Source organism: Methylobacterium sp. yr668, from assembly GCF_900116245.1.
GTDB lineage: Bacteria > Pseudomonadota > Alphaproteobacteria > Rhizobiales > Beijerinckiaceae > Methylobacterium.
Genome location: NZ_FOZY01000006.1, coordinates 246,126 through 262,948, shown reverse-complemented (window position 1 = coordinate 262,948; position 16,823 = coordinate 246,126). Strand labels below are relative to the sequence as shown.

Annotated in this window: 13 protein-coding genes; 7 read left to right on the top strand and 6 right to left on the bottom strand. The window is 72.7% G+C overall.

All coding sequences use genetic code 11. The annotated features are described in order from the left end of the window. Positions 1 to 63: 63 nt before the first annotated feature. Both BM419_RS10455 and BM419_RS31905 read right to left on the bottom strand, forming a co-directional pair. Positions 64 to 1,197, bottom strand: coding sequence for a branched-chain amino acid ABC transporter substrate-binding protein (locus BM419_RS10455; protein ID WP_091926367.1), 1,134 nt, complete (start codon positions 1,195 to 1,197; stop codon positions 64 to 66). Next, on the bottom strand, positions 1,194 to 1,442 hold the full coding sequence (locus BM419_RS31905; protein WP_139257059.1) for a hypothetical protein: 249 nt from the start codon (positions 1,440 to 1,442) through the stop codon (positions 1,194 to 1,196). The genes BM419_RS10455 and BM419_RS31905 overlap by 4 nt, the downstream gene beginning before the upstream one ends. Positions 1,443 to 1,545: 103 nt before the next feature. On the opposite strand from BM419_RS31905, the gene BM419_RS10450 reads away from it, so the two are divergent. After that, the gene (locus BM419_RS10450) at positions 1,546 to 4,263 is read left to right on the top strand and encodes an MGH1-like glycoside hydrolase domain-containing protein (protein WP_244540746.1); all 2,718 of its coding nucleotides are present in this window, start codon (positions 1,546 to 1,548) and stop codon (positions 4,261 to 4,263) included. 30 nt (positions 4,264 to 4,293) lie between these two features. On the opposite strand, the gene BM419_RS10445 is transcribed toward BM419_RS10450, so the two are convergent. Then, a complete protein-coding gene (locus BM419_RS10445; protein WP_020093199.1) occupies positions 4,294 to 4,611 on the bottom strand; it encodes a hypothetical protein in 318 nt (105 codons plus the stop codon). A gap of 175 nt (positions 4,612 to 4,786) precedes the next feature. Further along, the gene (locus BM419_RS10440; protein WP_012318753.1) at positions 4,787 to 5,065 is read right to left on the bottom strand and encodes a hypothetical protein; all 279 of its coding nucleotides are present in this window, start codon (positions 5,063 to 5,065) and stop codon (positions 4,787 to 4,789) included. Between the two features lie 550 nt (positions 5,066 to 5,615). On the opposite strand from BM419_RS10440, the gene BM419_RS10435 reads away from it, so the two are divergent. Continuing rightward, entirely contained in the window at positions 5,616 to 7,364 is a 1,749-nt protein-coding gene (locus BM419_RS10435) for an outer membrane beta-barrel protein (protein ID WP_244540745.1), read from the top strand. A gap of 351 nt (positions 7,365 to 7,715) precedes the next feature. Here the strand turns inward: BM419_RS10435 and BM419_RS10430 are convergent, their stop codons facing one another. Then, positions 7,716 to 8,279, bottom strand: a complete 564-nt coding sequence (locus BM419_RS10430) for a sugar O-acetyltransferase (RefSeq protein WP_091926364.1) — start codon at positions 8,277 to 8,279, stop codon at positions 7,716 to 7,718. A 112-nt stretch (positions 8,280 to 8,391) separates the two neighbouring features. Here BM419_RS10430 and BM419_RS10425 point away from each other — a divergent pair, with 112 nt between their 5' ends. The 5 genes from BM419_RS10425 to BM419_RS10405 all read left to right on the top strand — a co-directional run bounded on the left by BM419_RS10425 (position 8,392) and on the right by BM419_RS10405 (position 15,759). Continuing rightward, a complete protein-coding gene (locus BM419_RS10425; protein ID WP_020093203.1) occupies positions 8,392 to 8,937 on the top strand; it encodes a TetR/AcrR family transcriptional regulator in 546 nt (181 codons plus the stop codon). A gap of 211 nt (positions 8,938 to 9,148) precedes the next feature. Then, entirely contained in the window at positions 9,149 to 12,607 is a 3,459-nt protein-coding gene (locus tag BM419_RS10420) for a PAS domain S-box protein (protein WP_091926363.1), read from the top strand. Between the two features lie 433 nt (positions 12,608 to 13,040). Continuing rightward, positions 13,041 to 14,054 carry a taurine ABC transporter substrate-binding protein gene (gene tauA / locus BM419_RS10415; RefSeq protein WP_091926362.1) on the top strand — a complete coding sequence of 338 codons (1,014 nt, stop codon included), beginning with the start codon at positions 13,041 to 13,043 and terminating at the stop codon, positions 14,052 to 14,054. Between the two features lie 23 nt (positions 14,055 to 14,077). Beyond that, complete coding sequence (locus tag BM419_RS10410; RefSeq protein WP_091926361.1) at positions 14,078 to 14,869, top strand: taurine ABC transporter ATP-binding protein; 792 nt, start codon at positions 14,078 to 14,080, stop codon at positions 14,867 to 14,869. Further along, positions 14,866 to 15,759: an ABC transporter permease subunit gene (locus tag BM419_RS10405; protein ID WP_091926360.1), complete on the top strand. Its 894-nt coding sequence runs from the start codon at positions 14,866 to 14,868 to the stop codon at positions 15,757 to 15,759. The genes BM419_RS10410 and BM419_RS10405 overlap by 4 nt, the downstream gene beginning before the upstream one ends. On the opposite strand, the gene BM419_RS10400 is transcribed toward BM419_RS10405, so the two are convergent. Continuing rightward, on the bottom strand, positions 15,756 to 16,475 hold the full coding sequence (locus BM419_RS10400; RefSeq protein ID WP_020093208.1) for a phytanoyl-CoA dioxygenase family protein: 720 nt from the start codon (positions 16,473 to 16,475) through the stop codon (positions 15,756 to 15,758). The two genes, BM419_RS10405 and BM419_RS10400, sit on opposite strands and share 4 nt — an antisense overlap. Between the last annotated feature and the right edge of the window lie 348 nt (positions 16,476 to 16,823).

The window sequence follows — 16,823 nt, the reverse complement described above, 5'->3', positions numbered from 1 at the left end:
GCCACGTTGAGATCGCCGCCCTCATCCAATTAGGTAAGGCGGCGGCCTCCGGGCCCGACCGGCCTACGGGGTCACCTCGTGCCCGGCATAGTCGATCCGGCCGTCCGGCCCCTTGGTCCACTCGTAGATGACGTAGTCGGGGCGGGTGAGGTCGCCCTTCCCGTCGTAGGCGATCGGGCCGACCACCGTGTCCACCGGCTTGCCCCGGTGCAGCCAGTCGGCGAGCGCCTTGCCGTCGCTGGAGCCGGTCTCGGCCATCGCCTTGGCCAGGACCTGCACGGCCGCGTAGGCGTAGAGCGTGTAGGCCTCGGGATCGATGCCCCGGGCGTTGAACGCCGCGACCACCCCCTTGGCGTTCGGGTTCTTGCGGGCGTCCGGCGCGAAGGTCATCAGGGTGCCCGCCGCGCCCGGGCCGGCGATCTGGACGAATTCCTTGTCGGGGATGGCGTCGCCGCTCATCATGCGGGCGGCGAGGCCCTGGTCGCGCATCTGCCGGATGATCAGCCCGGCCTCGGTGTGCACGCCGCCGAAATAGACGACGTCGACGTTGGCGGACTTCATCTTGGAGACGAGCGCCGCGTAGTCCTTCTCGCCCGGGTTGATGCCCTCGAACAGCACCTCCTTGCCGCCCTTGGCCTTGAAGGCCTTCAGCGTCTCGTCGGCCAGCCCCTTGCCGTAGGGGGTCTTGTCGTGGACGAAGGCGATCTTCCTGCCCGGGAAGTGCCCGGCCAGGTAGCTGCCCGCCACCGCGCCCTGCTGGTCGTCGCGGCTGCAGGTGCGGAACGTGTTCCACATGCCGCGCTCGGTGAACTTCACGCTCGTGGAGGCCGGCGTGACCTGGATGATGCCGGCGTCGAGATAGACGTCGGAGGCCGGGATCGTGACGCCGGAATTGTAGTCGCCGACGACCATCTTCACGCCGTCGCTGGCGAACTTGTTGGCCACCGAGACGCCCTGCTTCGGGTCGGAGGCGTCGTCGCCGACCGTGACGGTCAGCGTCCTGCCCTTCAGCGTGCCGGCCCTGTTGATGTCCTCGACCGCCTGGCTCACGCCGTTCCGGATCTGGGCGCCGAAAGCCGCGTTCGGCCCGGTCATGGGCGCGGCGACACCGATCTTCACCGGCGCGCCGCCCTCCTGACCTTGCGCCGCGGTCATGAACAGCAGCCCGGCCAGGCCGGCCATCAATAGTCGCGTCATCTTTCCCCCAAGATGTGGCCGGACAGATCGCCGACGAACGCTGAATTCGGATAGATCAACGCGGATTCCCGCGCGTCGAGTCGCAGATCACCCGGCGCGATCCTGTCGCTCACCTTCACCGGGGTCAAGGTTTGGGGGCGGGCCGAGACGGTCACCGGCGCGGGCGCGCGATCGGCCGGCGGGCCCTCACGGAGCCGTGCGGCGGCCCGAAGGCCCGACGGGTCGGGATGGCGCCGATGATGCATCGGGCCGGCGCATCCGCAGCAACCCGCCGTGACCGATGACCGCCTCCCGTCCCCGCCGCACCCCCAGCCCCGGCCGACCGGGCCCGCGTCCGGGACGCGGCTGATGGGGCCGCGCGCGGACGAGGATCGGGACGAGGATCGGGACAGGGATCGGGGCGAGGGTCGAGACGCGTCGGTGGACTGGGCCGAGCGTCGCCGGATCGCCGAGCAGGGACGGGGCGACCGGGCGTGGTCGCTCTGGGGCCCCTATCTCAGCGAGCGGCAATGGGGGACCGTGCGGGAGGATTACAGCCCCTGCGGCAACGCCTGGGCCGCCCTGACGCACGAGGACGCCCGCTCGCGCGCCTATCGCTGGGGCGAGGACGGGCTGGCCGGGATCTGCGACGAGCGCGGCAACCTGTGCCTGGCCCTTGCCCTCTGGAACGGGCGCGACCGCATCCTCAAGGAGCGGCTGTTCGGCCTGACCAACCAGGAGGGCAACCACGGCGAGGACGTGAAGGAGGTCTACCACTACCTCGACGCGGTCCCGAGCCACGCCTACCTGAAGATGCTGTACCGCTACCCGCAGGCGGCTTTCCCCTACGCGGACCTCGTCGACGAGAACGGGCGGCGCGGGCGGGAGCAGCCCGAGTACGAGATCGAGGAGACGGGCGTCTTCGACGGGGACCGGTTCTTCGACGTCACCGTGGAGTACGCCAAGGCCGACGCCGACGACGTCCACGCGGTGATCACCGCGCTGAACCGGGGGCCCGAGCCCGCCGACCTCCACCTCGTCCCGCAGCTCTGGTTCCGCAACACGTGGTCGTGGGAGGCCGGGCAGGCGCGCCCGCGGATCGCCCGCGCGCCCGACGGGGGCGCCGTCTGCACCCACGAGCGGCTCGGGCCGTACCGGCTCGCCTTCGACGGGGCGCCGGACCTGCTGTTCTGCGAGAACGACACCAACCTGCGGCTGCACGGCGGGCAGCCGGACGCCGCGGGGCCGTTCAAGGACGGTCTCCACGCGGCGATCGTCGACGGCGATCCCGCTTCGGTGCGCCGGGACGCGGGCACCAAGCTCGGCCTGCACTACGGGCTGCGGCTGGCGCCCGGGGAGACCGCCCGGATCCGCCTGCGGCTGTCGGCGGGCCTGCGCGCCCGGGCCGTCGACGACGGGTCCCTGGTCCGCCGCCGGGTGGCCGAGGCGGACGCGTTCTACGAGGAATTGCAGGACGGCATCGCGAGCGCGGATTCCCGCGCGATCTTCCGCCAGGCCGCCGCCGGCCTGATCTGGTCGAAGCAGCTCTACAGCTACGACGTGCGGCGCTGGCTGGAGGGCGACCCGCTCCAGCCGCCTCCGCCCCGGGGGCGCGCGGGCGGCCGCAACGGCCAGTGGCGCCACTTCGCGGCGGCCGACGTGCTGTCGATGCCCGACACCTGGGAATATCCCTGGTTCGCCGCCTGGGACCTCGCCTTCCACTGCCTGCCGCTCGCCCTGCTGGACCCGGACTTCGCCAAGAAGCAGCTCCTGCTGCTCACCCGCGAATGGTACATGCACCCGAACGGCCAGCTCCCGGCCTACGAGTGGGAGTTCGGCGACGCCAACCCGCCGGTCCACGCCTGGGCCACCTACCGGGTGTTCGAGATCGACCGGGACCGGCGGGGCGGGCGCGGCGACCTCGCCTTCCTGGAAGGCGTGTTCCACAAGCTCCTGATCAACTTCTCCTGGTGGGTGAACCGCAAGGATGCGCAGGGCCGCAACGTGTTCCAGGGGGGCTTCCTGGGGCTCGACAATGTCGGCGTGTTCGACCGCTCGCGCCCGCCCCCGGGCTTCGGGGTGGTGCACCAGGCCGACGGCACCGCCTGGATGGCGATGTACGCGCTGACCATGATGCGCATCGCCCTGGAGCTCGCCCTCCACAACGACGTCTACGAGAGCACCGCCTCCAAGTTCTTCGAGCACTTCCTGCTGATCGCCGAGGCCATGACCGACATGGGCGGGTCGGGCGGGGACGGGCAGGGCTACGGCCTGTGGGACGAGACCGACGAATTCTACTACGACGAGGTCGACATCCCCGGCGGCGGGATGCTCCCCTTGCGGGTCCGCTCCATGGTCGGGCTGGTCCCGCTCTTCGCCGTCGAGGTGATCGAGCCCTCCGTGCTCCACCGGCTGCCGGACTTCGCCCGGCGCCTGAACTGGGTGCTGGAGAACCGGCCCCACCTCGCCCGCCTGGTCTCCCGCTGGACCGAGGGGGGCGTGAAGGACCGCAAGCTGCTGTCGCTGCTGCGCGGCCACCGGATGAAGGCGCTGCTGCGCCGCATGCTCGACGAGGCCGAGTTCCTCTCGCCCTACGGCGTGCGCTCCCTGTCGAAGGTGCACCGCGACGCGCCCTACGTGCTCAACGAGCTCGGCGCCTCCTTCACGGTCCGGTACGACCCGGCCGATTCCACCTCGAACATGTTCGGCGGCAACTCGAACTGGCGCGGCCCGGTCTGGATGCCGATGAACTTCCTCATCGTCGAGGCGCTGCGGCGCTTCCACACCTATTACGGCGACGACTTCCGGGTGGAATACCCGACGGGCTCGGGCGCGCTGCTCACGCTCAGCGCCATCGCGGACGCCCTCGAGGACCGCCTGATCGCGCTGTTCACCAAGGACTCGACCGGTCGCCGGCCGGCCTTCGGGTCGCGGCCGCCGATCGCCCCGGCGCCGGGCGCCGAGGAGCCGCTGCTGTTCCACGAGTTCTTCGACGGGGATACGGGGCGGGGCCTCGGCGCCGCGCACCAGACCGGCTGGACGGCCCTGATCATCAACCTGCTGCGTGACCGGGCACGCCCGCGATAGGCGCGCCCGGCCGGGAGCCGGCCAATCCGGTCAGCAGCTCAGCCGCCGGCCTTCGCGACGCCCGAACACTTTGTAGTGGGCGGCGCCCGATTCCATCTGGCCGTTGGCCACGGCGCGGCGGACATCCGGATTGCAGCGCAGGTACTCGCGCTCGTCGAACCCGTAATTGGCGCGGCCGCGGTAATCGTCCCGGTCGCGGTAGCCGCGGTCCCGGTAATCGTAGTCGCCGCGGTCGCGGTAGCCCCGGCCGCCGTAATCGTCGTAGTCGGGGCGCGGCTGCGCGGAGACCGGGCCGACCACGCCCAGAATGCCGAGGCTCACCGCGGCCGCTGCCAGAATCGCCTTCATCGTACCAATCCTCCCTTGTCGGTGGCCAGAAACGCGTCGGGGCGCGGATGGTTCGATCGCCTCGGACGTGGCACCCCCGGCCAGCCCGAGCCCAGCCCCCGCGATGCGGGAAGCCCGCCTCGCGGCTCTGCCCCGGCCCGCGCCGGGGCGGACGCAGCCCCGGCGCGGATGCGCGTCACATGCGGCGCATCATCTCGCGACGCATCTCGCGGTGGCGCATCTCGCGGCGCATCTCCCGATGCATCATGTGGCGCTCCATCCGGTGGCGCATCATCCGGCGCTCCATGCGACGGCGCATCATGTGGCGCTCGACGGGATCCATCTGGACCGTCGAGACCATGCCGGCGGGCGCCGACACGCCCGTGCCGGGGCCGATCGGCGCGGCGGAGGCCGGGATCGCGACGGCGGAACCGAGGGCCGCCAGCAGGGCGGCGGCAATGATCGTTGAACGCACGTGAGGTTTCCTCTCTCGCCGCCCGGGAAGACGGGCGGGCGTTTCCAGGGGACTCGCGGCCGGATCCGCCCGCAATCCCGCCCAGGAAGGCTCGGGCCGCCCGGATGGTTCCCCGGACCGGGCCGCCCCGCCAGGAACGCGCCGGAGCGGTATCGCGACGGGCATCGCGTCGGGCCGGCGGCCGGGCCCCGTGGCCGCCCTGGGTTGGACCGGGCAGGGCACAGGTGATGCACGAACGCATCACCCGGCCGCAAAAGCGAACGGAACCAAGCCGCGGCACGACCGAAGATCAGAGCAACATCTCCGCCCACAATGACTCGAATACATCCTCAAAATACTCATTCTATGAAATCCATGAGATCTATAAAATATCATTCTCGTCTCAACGATTGCATAACCAGTCAAATTTGAGGAAACATCTCGAAAATCCACGCTTCAGAATCGAGACATCATGACCTAATCATGAGAACGCATCATGCGAACCGCGCGAGATCAGCAGAAGCTCCGCTTCGGCATCCGAAGCCTTACCGGCGAAGAGACCTTGACGCTCATGCCTTCGACGACGCGCGGCGGGGGACACTACATGTACCGCATCTCCAGTTCTGGACTTCTCCTGTGCCTGCTGTCGCAGACCGCGATGGCGGCGGACCTCCCGCGGCGGGCCCTTCCGCCGGCGGCGACGGCCGTGCCGATCTTCTCCTGGACCGGAGCGCATGCCGGCCTGTTCGCCGGTTACGGGACCCTCGATCGGGCCACGCAGTTCGTCTGCACAGGTCCGGACGGGCAGCCCGGAGCCCGGAACTGCCCGGTCATTCCATCGAAGCGGGCCTCGGACGGGAGCTTCGTCGGCGGCGCCGAGGTCGGCTACGATTGGCAGGTGAATTCCGGCTTCGTCGCCGGCGCCGCCGCGGATTACCAATTCACCCGGCTGTGGGGCTACGATCGCCGCGAGGGCGCCTTTCCGGCCGCGGGCGGCGGCTTCTATCGCCGCAGCGTCGCCCATTCCGGCCAGAGGCTGGACGAACTCGCCACCCTGCGCGGCAGGATCGGCTTCGCCGTCGATCGCACCCTCGTCTACGCCACGGGCGGCCTCGCCGCGGGCACGGTCCGGACCGACAACAACCTGTCGTTGGCCGGTTTCCCGCTGTTCGACGGGCGCCAGGGCGCGGTGCGCCTGGGCTACGTGGCCGGCGCCGGCATCGAGCACGCCTTCAGCGAGCACCTCTCCGCCAAGGTCGAGGGTCTCTACTACGATCTCGGCTCCCGGGCGGTCCTCCCGGCTCCGTCGTACCCCGTGCTGACCGGCTACCACGCCGGCACGCGGGTCGCGACGGACGGCTTCCTGGCCCGCGTCGGCCTCAACTACCGGTTCGGAGCCGGGCTTCCCACCCTGGCCCCGATCGCGTCGGCAGGCCCGGCCACCTGGGATTTCGAGGGCGGCCTGCGCTACTTCTTCAGCTCCGGGACACCGCGCGAGAAGCTCGGCGACCCCGACGCGCCCGGCCAACTCAATTCGCGCCTGACCTACAACAACACCCAGGCGCATGCCGGCGAGAGCTTCGCACGGCTCGAGCACAACCCCACCGGCCTGTTCGCCAAGGGCTTCCTCGGCTCGGGCGGCGTCACCGGCGGCCGCCTCGCCGACGAGGACTTCCCGCCCGCCCTGCGCCGCTATTCGAAGACGCTGTCGCCGATCAAGGACGGCGACATCGGCTACAGCGTGATCGATCTCGGCTACGACGTGCTGCGCCGGGACGGGTACAAGCTCGGCGGCTTCCTCGGCTACCAGTTCGCGTCCGAACTGTATAACGGCTACGGCTGCCGTCAGGTGGCGGGCGGGGCTCCCTGCGCCAGACCCTACCCGACCAGCATGAAGACGCTGGGCGAGAGCATGCAGTGGAACGCGCTGCGCGTCGGCGTGATCGGCGAAGCGCGGTTCGACCGGGTCCGGCTGAGCCTGGAAGGCGCCTACCTGCCGGTCGTGAGCCTGAGCGGCGTCGACCGGCACTGGCTGCGGCCCGACATCAATCCGGGGCCGGAAGGCGGCCGCGGCGACGGCTACTTCCTGGAGGGGATCATCTCGTACGACCTGACGCCGTCCGTCAGCGTCGGCGTCGGCGGCCGCTACTGGCAGCTCCAGGCCGACAAGGCGCACACGACGGCCTTCCCGTTCTCGCCGCCCAGCCCGATGAAGTTCGAGACCGGTCGCTACGGCGGCTTCGCGCAGCTCTCCTACCGGCTGGCCGATTTCGGCTTCGGCGAGACAGGCGCTCCGGCGGCCCCGATCCGCAAGGACTGATCCAGCCGCCACGCCGCGCCCGAACGCGGGCGCGGCAGGCCAGGGGACGGGCCGCGCCGGCCGTTCGATCCCGGTGCCTCGATCCCGGTGCCTCGATCCCGGCATCGCCCCCCCCCAGCCCGCGGCAGCGACGCCGCGGGGCCGCTCAGCTTGGCCGCGCGGCCGCGTGAACCGGCCGCGACCGGTCGTCGGCGTCCCCGGCAGGTCCGGCCCGGACGGGAGTTCCGGCCCGGACGGGAGTTCCGGCACGGACGGGAGTTCCGGCACGGACGGGAGCGCCGGCACGCTCGACGGAGGGCCGACGCGGCCGGACCGCTTCCGCACGGAGCGCGTGCCCCGCGCGCGCGCCACTCACGGCCGCGGCCGGGCCGGGTTCCCCACCACGGTGGCGCCGGCCGGGACGTCGCGCGTCACCACGCTGCCCGCCCCGACGATCGCGTCGTCGCCGATCGTGACCCCGGGGAGGATGATCGCGCCGCTGCCGATCCAGACATTGGCGCCGATCACCACCGGGCGGGCGAATTCCAGCATCTGCCGGCGCTGGGCCGGGTCGCGCGGATGATCGGGGGTCAGGATCTGCACGGCGGTGCCGATCTGCGTCAGGTCGCCGATCGTGACCGACATCACGTCGAGGATGCTGCACCCGAAGTTCAGGAACACGCCGCGGCCCAGGCTGATGTTGTAGCCGTAGTCGCAGTGGAACGGCGGCCGGATGTTGCAGCCCGGGCCGACCCGCGCGAAGGCCTCCTCCAGGAGCGCCTGCCGCTCGGGCTGGCTCCGCGTCTGCGCGGCGTTATACCGGTCCATCCATTCCGAGATGCGCCGGTTGTCGGCGGCCAGTTCCGGGTCGTCGGCGCAGTACAGCTCGCCCGCCAGCATCCTCTGCTTCTGAGTCTTCACGATCTCTGTCTTCATGGTGGGGACCTCCCTCCGGCCGCGTCGGACCCTAGCTATGCGTACATATGTACATATCAAGGCCGCGCGCGTCACGGCCCGGCTGCCCTGAACCGGATCCGAGGAGGTCCCCTTGCCCGCCGCCCAGCGCCGTTTCGACCCGGATCGCCGGGCGCGCATCATCCGGGCGACCCTCGACGTCGTCGCCGAGCACGGCGTCGCCGGCACGACCCACCGCCGGGTCGCGGCGGCGGCCGACGTGCCGCTGGGCTCCATGACCTACCATTTCGACAGCCTCGACGCGCTTCTGACCGAGGCGTTCACCGGGCTCGCCGACACGGTCTCGGCGCGGTTCGCCGACCGGCTCGCTGCGGCCGCGACCGTTGACGAGGCCTGCGAGGCCGTGGTCGACCTGATCGTGAGCGACCTCTGGGCGAGCCCGCGCACGATGCTGCTGAGCTACGAACTCTACGCCTTCGCGGCCCGGAACCCGCCGCTGCGCCGGGTCATGCAGGACTGGATGGCCAAGAGCCGGGCCGCCCTGGAACGGCACTTCGCGCCGGAGACCGCCAAGGCCCTCGACGCCATGATCGAGGGCCTGACGATCCACCGCTCGGTCGACCCGCAGCCGGCGGATCGGGCGCAGGTGCGGGCGATCGTGGAGCGGCTGGTGCGGTAGGGCCGCACCCGTCCCCGCACCCGTCCCCCACCGGGCCGGGGACGCCGCGCGCCGGCCCCTCAAGCGATCGTGATCGCCGGCCGGACAGGTGCCGAATGCCGCACGGTGCCGGCAAGGAATCAGCAACCGTCGCGCGAGCAGGTTCGCCCCGATGCGTGCCGAGGGCGCGCCCGGGCGCGGTCCGCGCCGGTGGTGGGGAACCCTGGGGCCGATGCAGACTGACGCGACCCGCCCGGCCGCGCCGCCGGATCCCGCTCCGCACCGGGCCGCGGGCGAGCCTGCACCCTGGGACGGGGGCCCCGGCTTCGGGCAGTGGCGTCTCGATCCGCGGACCCGCCGGGTGACCCGATCGGCGAGTCTCGCGCGGCTGCTCGGGACGCCCGGCGCGTGCGACCTGCCGCTCGCCGAGCACGTCGCGTGCTATCATCCGGACGACCGCGCCGCCCTGGTCGCGCGGCTCGAGGGGATCCTGGGAGGAAGCCGGCCGGCAATCCCCTACCAGGCGCGGGCCCGCATCGTCCGCCCGGACGGGACCGTGCTGGACGCGATCATCCAGGGGCTGCCCGAGTTCGGGCCCGAGGGCGCGCTCGTCGCCCTGCACGGCCTCATTCTCGACGTGACCGACCTCGTCCGGTCGGAGCGGCGGGCGCGCGAGACCGACATGATCCTGCGCGGCACGCTGGACAGCTTGGACCAGGGACTCGTCGTCCTCGACGCCGACCAGCGGGTGCGCGCGTTCAACCGGAGCGCCGCGGACCTGCTCGACCTGCCGGACGACGTCCTGCGGGCGGGCGTCGCCCTCCCGGACATCCGCGCCTACCAGCGGGCCCGCGGCGACTGCGCGGCGGCCGGGTCCGATCCGGGCCTCGGAACGGGCGCGCGCGCCGGGCTGCCGCCGCTGTTCGACTGGCGCCTGCCCGGCGGCCCGATCCTGGAGGTCCGGTGCGCGGCCCTGCCGGACGGCGGCACGGTCCTGACCTTCGGCGACGTGACCCAGAACCGGATCGCCGAGCGGGACCTGGAGGAGAGCGAGCGCCGCTACCGGCTGCTGGCCGAGAACGCCACCGACATCATCATCTGGTCCGACCTGACCGCCCGCCGCCGCTACGTCTCGCCGGCGGTGCGCGCCGTCCTGGGCTACGACCCGCAGGAGCTGATCGGCACCCATCCCCTCGACTTCGTCCATCCCGACGAGGTCGGCGCGTACCGCCGCGTCCTCGACGACCTCACCGGCGGCCGCGCGTCCCGCGCCCTGACCTCCCAGCGCTACCGGCACCGGGACGGGCACTGGGTCTGGGTGGAGATCTCGTTCAGCCTGACCCACGATCGGGCGACCGGCGCCCCGGACGGCTACGTGGCGACCCTGCGCGACGTGAGCGCCCGCAAGGCCGCGGAGGACGCCCTGCGGTTGAGCGAGGCCCGCTACCGCGCCCTGGCCGACGCGCTGCCGCAGCTCGTCTGGATCGCCAGCACGGAGACCGGCGACGCCTCCTACGTCAACCGGCGCTTCGAGGATTACTACGGCCCGATCGGCCCGACGCGCGCCGCCCGGATCGCCCGGACGCATCCCGACGACACGGAGCGGATGGAGCGGCTGTGGTCGGAGGCGCCCGCCCGCCGCGCGCCCTACGAGGTCGAGGGCCGCCTGCAGCGGCACGACGGCGCCTACCGCTGGCACAAGATCGTGCTCCTGCCGATCTGGCAGGGCGAGAGCATGGTGGGCATGCTCGGCACCGCCCTCGACATCGACGAGATCGTCACCGCCCGGCGCGCCGTGGAGGATGCCAGCAGCCTGCTGCACCTCGCCCAGCAGGCCGCCCATGCCGGGACGTGGCACCTCGACCTCGACAGCGGCCGGATCGAGTGGTCCCCCGAGAGCGCGCGGCTCCACGGCATCGAGACCGACCGGAACCACGCGCTCGACACCCGGGACTGGCTCGCCCTGATCGACCGCGCCGACGGCGAGCGGGCGCTGCGGATCGCGGCCGCGGCCGCGGCCGCCGGGCAGACCTTCTCGATCGAGTTCCGGGTCCCCACCGCGGACGGCGGCGTGCGCTGGATCAACGGCGTCGGGCGCGGCGCGCCCGGGCAGGCGCGGCGGATGATCGGCCTCAACATCGACGTCACCGCCCGCAAGGCCGCCGAGGCGGCGCTCCTCGCCGCCAAGGCGGCGGCCGACGCCGCGCGCCTGGAGGCGGAGCGGGCGAGCGCGGCCAAGAGCGAGTTCCTCGCCGCCATGAGCCACGAGATCCGCACGCCGCTCAACGGGGTGATCGGCTACGCCGACCTGCTCCTCGACGGGACGGATCTCGGACCGTCGGCGCGCCGGAACGCCGACCGCATCCGCACCGCCGGGGCCGCGCTCCTGACCGTGGTCAACGACGTCCTCGACTTCTCGAAGGTCGAGGCCGGGCAGATCGAGATCGTGCCCCGGCCCTTCGCCCTGGAGGCGCTGATCGACAACGCGGTGTCGATCGTGCGCCCCTCCGCGGAGCGCAAGGGGCTCGCCCTCACGCTCGCCCAAGGCCCGGGCCTGCCCGACTGGGTCGAGGGCGACGAGGACCGCCTCCGGCAGATCCTGCTCAACCTGCTCAACAACGCCGTGAAGTTCACCGCGTCGGGCGGCATCGACCTGTCGGTCCGGGTCAGCCCGGACGCGATCGGCGGGACGCGGCTGCGCTTCGCGGTCCGCGACACCGGCATCGGGATCCCGACCGACAAGTGCGACCGCCTGTTCCGGCGCTTCTCGCAGGTCGACGGCTCGATCAGCCGCGAGTACGGCGGCACCGGGCTGGGGCTCGCCATCTCGAAATCCCTCGTCACGCTGATGGGCGGGACGATCGGCGTCGCGAGCACGGTCGGGCACGGCTCGACCTTCTGGTTCGAGGCCGACCTGCCCGCCGCCGTCCCGCCGGCCCGCGCGACCGCGCCGGCCTCGGCGATCGCCCGCGCGACCGGCCGCCGCCTGCTCCTGGCCGAGGACGTGCCGCTCAACCAGGACCTCGCCCGGATGATCCTGGAGCGCGCCGGGCACGCGGTGGACGTGGTGGCCGACGGGGTCGCCGCGGTGGCGGCCGTCCAGGCGCGGTCCTACGACGTCGTCCTGATGGACGTGCAGATGCCCGTGATGGACGGCATCGCGGCGACCCGGCGGATCCGCGCCCTGGGCGGCGCCGCCGGCCGCCTGCCGATCCTCGCGATGACGGCGAACGTCCTGCCGCAGCAGGTGGCCGAGCTGCGCGCCGCCGGGCTCGACGACCATATCGGCAAGCCGTTCCGCGCGGACGCGCTGCTCGCCGCGATCGACCGGTGGGCGGCCCCTCGCGCCGAGCCGCCGCGCCGCGCGGGGACGATCGACCGGGCCACCCTGGACGAGATGACCGCGATGGTCGGCCAGGCGCGCATGGGCGACCTCCTGGCGATGCTGGCGAAGGAGCTCGCCGAGCGGTTCGGGCCGGCGGCGACCGACGGCGACCGGACGCGGCTGATGGGGGACGCGCACGCCATGGTGTCGGCGGCCAGCATGATCGGCTTCCTGGATCTGGCCGCGACCTGCCGGGCCTTCGAGACGGCCTGCCGCGCGGGCGAGGACGTCACCGCGCTGCTGGCCGCGCTCCGGGCCCAGGCGGCCGCCACGATCGACGAGATCGCCGCGCTGCGCGCGGCCTGAGCGGGGGCGCCGCCGGAGCCGGCCCGCGGGTTTTGCACGCCCAAATTCTCGTCTCCCAGCCACGCGGCGGCGAGGAACGATCTTCCAGCCCGGCGGTCCGCCCAGCTCCCCAGGCCGCGAGCCGCGCCCCGGCCCGCCGGGCCGCGACGCCGGGACGACGATGGCGGGTGCCTCCGGCGAGGGCGGTTCGGAGAACGGCACCGGGTATCGCGCGCGTCCGGGGAGATGGATATTCCGGCGCGCGCGGTCCGCGCACCGCCGCGGTCGGCTGCCTGCGACCCGCGCACCGCCGCGGGGGCCGCGGCGCGAGGCGGATCCCGGGCGCGACCCGGGCAGGGCGCGGGCCCTTGCCTTCGTGGCCGAGCTCGGTCGACCCTGCGCCCGGCCGCCCGAGTCGCCTCCGCGCCGGGCCGGCCGGAATGGGGGACATCTCATGACATCTGCCGGTCCGCACCGCCGCGCCGTCGCGCTGGCCGCCCTGGCCGCCCTGGTTCTCGGCGCGCCGTTCCCCGGCACCGCCCGCGCGGCCGACCGGGAGGTCACCTTCGCCCACCAGGACATGGTGGTGCCGTTCCGCGCCCTGATGGCCTCCGGGGCGATCGAGAAGGCGACCGGCTACACGATCCACTGGCGCAAGTTCGGCGGCGGCGGCGACGTGATCCGCGCCATGGCCTCGGGCAGCGTCCAGATCGGCGAGGCGGGGTCGAGCCCGATCGCGGCGGCCGCCTCGCAGGGGCTCGACATCCAGCTGTTCTGGATCCTCGACGAGATCGCCGACGCCGAGCAGCTCGTGGCCCGCGCCGGCAGCGGCGTGACGGGCGTGGCCGACCTGCGCGGCAAGACGATCGCGGTGCCGTTCGTGTCGACCGCGCATTACCAGCTGATCGCCGCCCTGGCGGAGGCCGGGCTGACGCAGGCCGATGTCCGGATCCTCAACATGCGGCCGCCCGAGATCGCCGCCGCCTGGGAGCGGGGCGACATCGACGCGACCTTCATCTGGGACCCGGTGCTCGCCCGGGTGAAGAAGTCCGGCACCGTGGTGGTCTCGGCCGGCGACCTCGCCCGCCGGGGCAAGGCGACCTTCGACGGCCTCGTGGTCGACCGGGCCTGGGCGGCGCGGAACCGGGACTTCCTGGTGACGCTCGTCCGGCTGATCGCCGCCCAGGACGCGGCCTACGCCGCCAGGCCCTGGGGCGCCGACGCGCCGGAGGTGGCGGCGGTGGCCCGGATCAGCGGCTCGGCGCCCGCCGAGGTGCCCGCGAGCCTCGCGGCCTACCGGTTCCCGACCCTGGAGGCGCAGGCCTCCCCGGCCTGGCTCGGCGGCGGCGCCGCCAAGGCCCTGACCGAGACCGCCGCCTTCCTGAAGGCGCAGGGGCGCGTGCAGGCGCTGGCGCCCGACTACGCCCGGTTCGTCACGACGGAGGTCGTGGACGCGGCCCGGAAATAGCCTGTCCCCGGACCGGAGGGCCCATGATCGAGATCCGCAACCTGAGCGTCCGCTACGGGCAGGGCGCCGACGCGGTCGCCGCGCTGTCGGGGATCGACCTGACCATCGGTCCCGGGGAGTTCGTGGTGGCGCTCGGCGCCTCGGGCTGCGGCAAGACCACCCTGCTCTCGGCGATCGCGGGATTCCTGGCGCCCACCGAGGGCCGCATCCTCCTCGACGGCGCGCCGGTCCGGGGTCCGGGGGCCGAGCGGGGCGTGGTGTTCCAGCGCCACGCCCTGATGCCCTGGCTGGACGTCGCCGAGAACGTGGCCTTCGGACCGAAGATGCGGGGCGTGCCCCGGGCGGAGCGGCGGCGGATCGCCCTGGCGACGCTCGACCTCGTCGGCCTGCCCGACTGCGCCGACCGGAAGGTCTACGAGCTCTCGGGCGGGATGCAGCAGCGGGTCGGCCTCGCCCGGGCGCTCGCCGGAGACCCGCGCGCCCTGCTGATGGACGAGCCGCTCGGCGCGCTGGACGCCTTCACCCGCGAGCAGATCCAGGAGCTGATCCTCCGGATCTGGCACCGGACCGGCAAGATGGCCTTCTTCATCACCCACGACGTCGAGGAAGCGGTGTTCCTCGCCACCCGGCTGGTGATCATGAGCCCGCGGCCCGGCCGCATCGTCGAGACGCTGGACCTGCCCTTCTCCCGGGCGTTCGTCGAGGGCCGCGACGCGCGGGCCGTGAAGTCGGACCCCGCCTTCATCGCCGTGCGCGAGCGCGTGCTCGCGCGCATCCGCGGCGGCGCCGGCGCGGCGTCCGAGGCCGTCCGATGAGCGGTCTGCCCCGCGCCGCGCCGGACGCGGTCCCGGACGTGATCCCGGACGTGATCCCGGACACGGCCCCGGCCCCGGCTCCGGCGGCGGCCCCGCTGGCGCGCACCGGAATCCGCCGCCGCCGTGGGATCCTGGTGCCGACGGTCAGCGCCGCCACGGTGCTGGCAGCCCTCGGCCTCTGGCTGGTCGCCACCCGTGCCGGCTGGGTGAAGCCGCTGTTCCTGCCGCCGCCTGAGGCGGTCCTGGCGGCCTTCGGTCAGGCCTGGCGCGGGGAGATCGACGGCGCCCCGCTCGGGCTCCACGTCGGCGACAGCCTCCTGCGCGTCCTCGGCGCCTTCGCGCTCGCCGCCCTGGTGGGCATCCCGGCCGGGCTCGCCATGGGCACGAGCCGGATCGCCCGGGGCATCCTCGACCCGCCGATCGAGTTCTACCGGCCGCTGCCGCCGCTCGCCTACCTACCCCTGATGATCATCTGGTTCGGGATCGGCGAGCTGTCGAAGGTGCTGCTGATCTTCCTCGCCTGCCTCGCCCCGGTGGCGCTCGCCGCGCGGGCGGGGGTGCGCTCCGCCTCGGTCGACCAGATCAACGCCGCGCGCGCCCTCGGGGCGAGCCGCTGGCAGGTCCTGCGCCACGTGGTCGTCCCGGCGGCGCTGCCGGAGATCCTGATCGGCCTGCGGATCGGCATGGGCGTGGGCTGGACCACCCTGGTGGCCGCCGAGATGGTGGCGGCCCAGGCCGGGCTCGGCCAGCTCGTCCTCAACGCCTCCAATTTCCTGCGCACCGACGTGGTGGTGATGGGCATCCTGCTGATCGGCCTGTTCGCGGGCCTGTTCGAGCTCGGGATGCGGGGCCTGGAGCGCGTGCTGGTGCCCTGGAAGGGCCGACACTAGCGCCGCCGCAGCACCCGCTTGAGCCGGCTGCCCGCGTGCGGATCGACGTAGTGCAGCAGGGCCGTGGCCCGGATCGCGTCGGACGCGCAGGGCTCGTTCGTGTGCAGCGAGCGGTAGCCCCAGAAGAAGTACAGGCTTCCCGGCTTCAGCGACAGGCGGATCACGCGGTCGCTGCCGCGGTCGTAGGCGCGGGTCAGGAGCTTCTGCGCGAGCGGATTGTCGACCAGCGCCTTGTCGACGAGGTTGCGGAGGTAGCTCCGACGCAGTGCGCGGGTGTTCGGGTGGATGATCAGGCGCCCCGGAGTACCGTGGTCCGGCATCGTGACCGGGACGAGGGCCGTGAGCACGTACGAGTCGAAGTGGAAGCGCATCGAGTGCGTCCTGGCGCCATGTCCCGCCAGACAGCGCAGGATCTGGTAGTAGCCGACATCCGGCGCGGGCCGTCCCACGGCGCTCTCGTAGATGCCGCGGCACAGGGCGTTGAAGGTCGGGTCGTCCGGCAAAGCGGCCAGGAACGTGCCGCCGAGATCCTTCGTCCCGGTGAAACCCGCGTACTCACCGCCCTTCGCGGCGACCGCCCGCGCGACGAAAGCCTGCGCGACGCGCAGGTCCTCCGGGCTCACGTAGTCCTCGAGAACCGCGTAGCCCTGTGACGTGATCTGCTGCGCGATCGCCCCCGCCACGGCGCCGGAGGGGACCTTGAACATGTAGCTCATGGGACCGACCCGAGCCAGACGACACCCGAGAGCCGGTCCGAACGCCATCAGGCGCATTATCTGAGCCGATAGAGTCGGATTCGTCAATCATTCATCTGGATAAATAGCTGCACAAGATGGCGCAAGTTGCGCCATTACTGCACAGGCCGCCGGGACGAAGGGGGCTATGGGTTCACGGCGCGGCGGCGGATGGGTCCGCGCGGAGACCCTGCGGATCGGAGGAACGGGCCGGCCCGCGCGCGGCTCTGCATCCACGTCCGCGTCCCGACAAGATGTGGGGCCCACCAGGCAGCGGACGTGGAGGTCGGCAGAACCAACCCGTCCTTGATCGCGTCGGCCCGCTCGCCG

Coding starts and splice junctions, on each gene's coding strand:
- BM419_RS10420 (WP_091926363.1), top strand. CDS start 9,149: ATGCAGACTGACGCGACCCGCCCGGCCGCGCCGCCGGATCCCGCTCCG.
- BM419_RS10445 (WP_020093199.1), bottom strand. CDS start 4,611: ATGAAGGCGATTCTGGCAGCGGCCGCGGTGAGCCTCGGCATTCTGGGC.
- tauA (WP_091926362.1), top strand. CDS start 13,041: ATGACATCTGCCGGTCCGCACCGCCGCGCCGTCGCGCTGGCCGCCCTG.
- BM419_RS10435 (WP_244540745.1), top strand. CDS start 5,616: ATGCCTTCGACGACGCGCGGCGGGGGACACTACATGTACCGCATCTCC.
- BM419_RS31905 (WP_139257059.1), bottom strand. CDS start 1,442: ATGCATCATCGGCGCCATCCCGACCCGTCGGGCCTTCGGGCCGCCGCA.
- BM419_RS10410 (WP_091926361.1), top strand. CDS start 14,078: ATGATCGAGATCCGCAACCTGAGCGTCCGCTACGGGCAGGGCGCCGAC.
- BM419_RS10430 (WP_091926364.1), bottom strand. CDS start 8,279: ATGAAGACAGAGATCGTGAAGACTCAGAAGCAGAGGATGCTGGCGGGC.
- BM419_RS10450 (WP_244540746.1), top strand. CDS start 1,546: ATGGGGCCGCGCGCGGACGAGGATCGGGACGAGGATCGGGACAGGGAT.
- BM419_RS10405 (WP_091926360.1), top strand. CDS start 14,866: ATGAGCGGTCTGCCCCGCGCCGCGCCGGACGCGGTCCCGGACGTGATC.
- BM419_RS10400 (WP_020093208.1), bottom strand. CDS start 16,475: ATGAGCTACATGTTCAAGGTCCCCTCCGGCGCCGTGGCGGGGGCGATC.
- BM419_RS10455 (WP_091926367.1), bottom strand. CDS start 1,197: ATGACGCGACTATTGATGGCCGGCCTGGCCGGGCTGCTGTTCATGACC.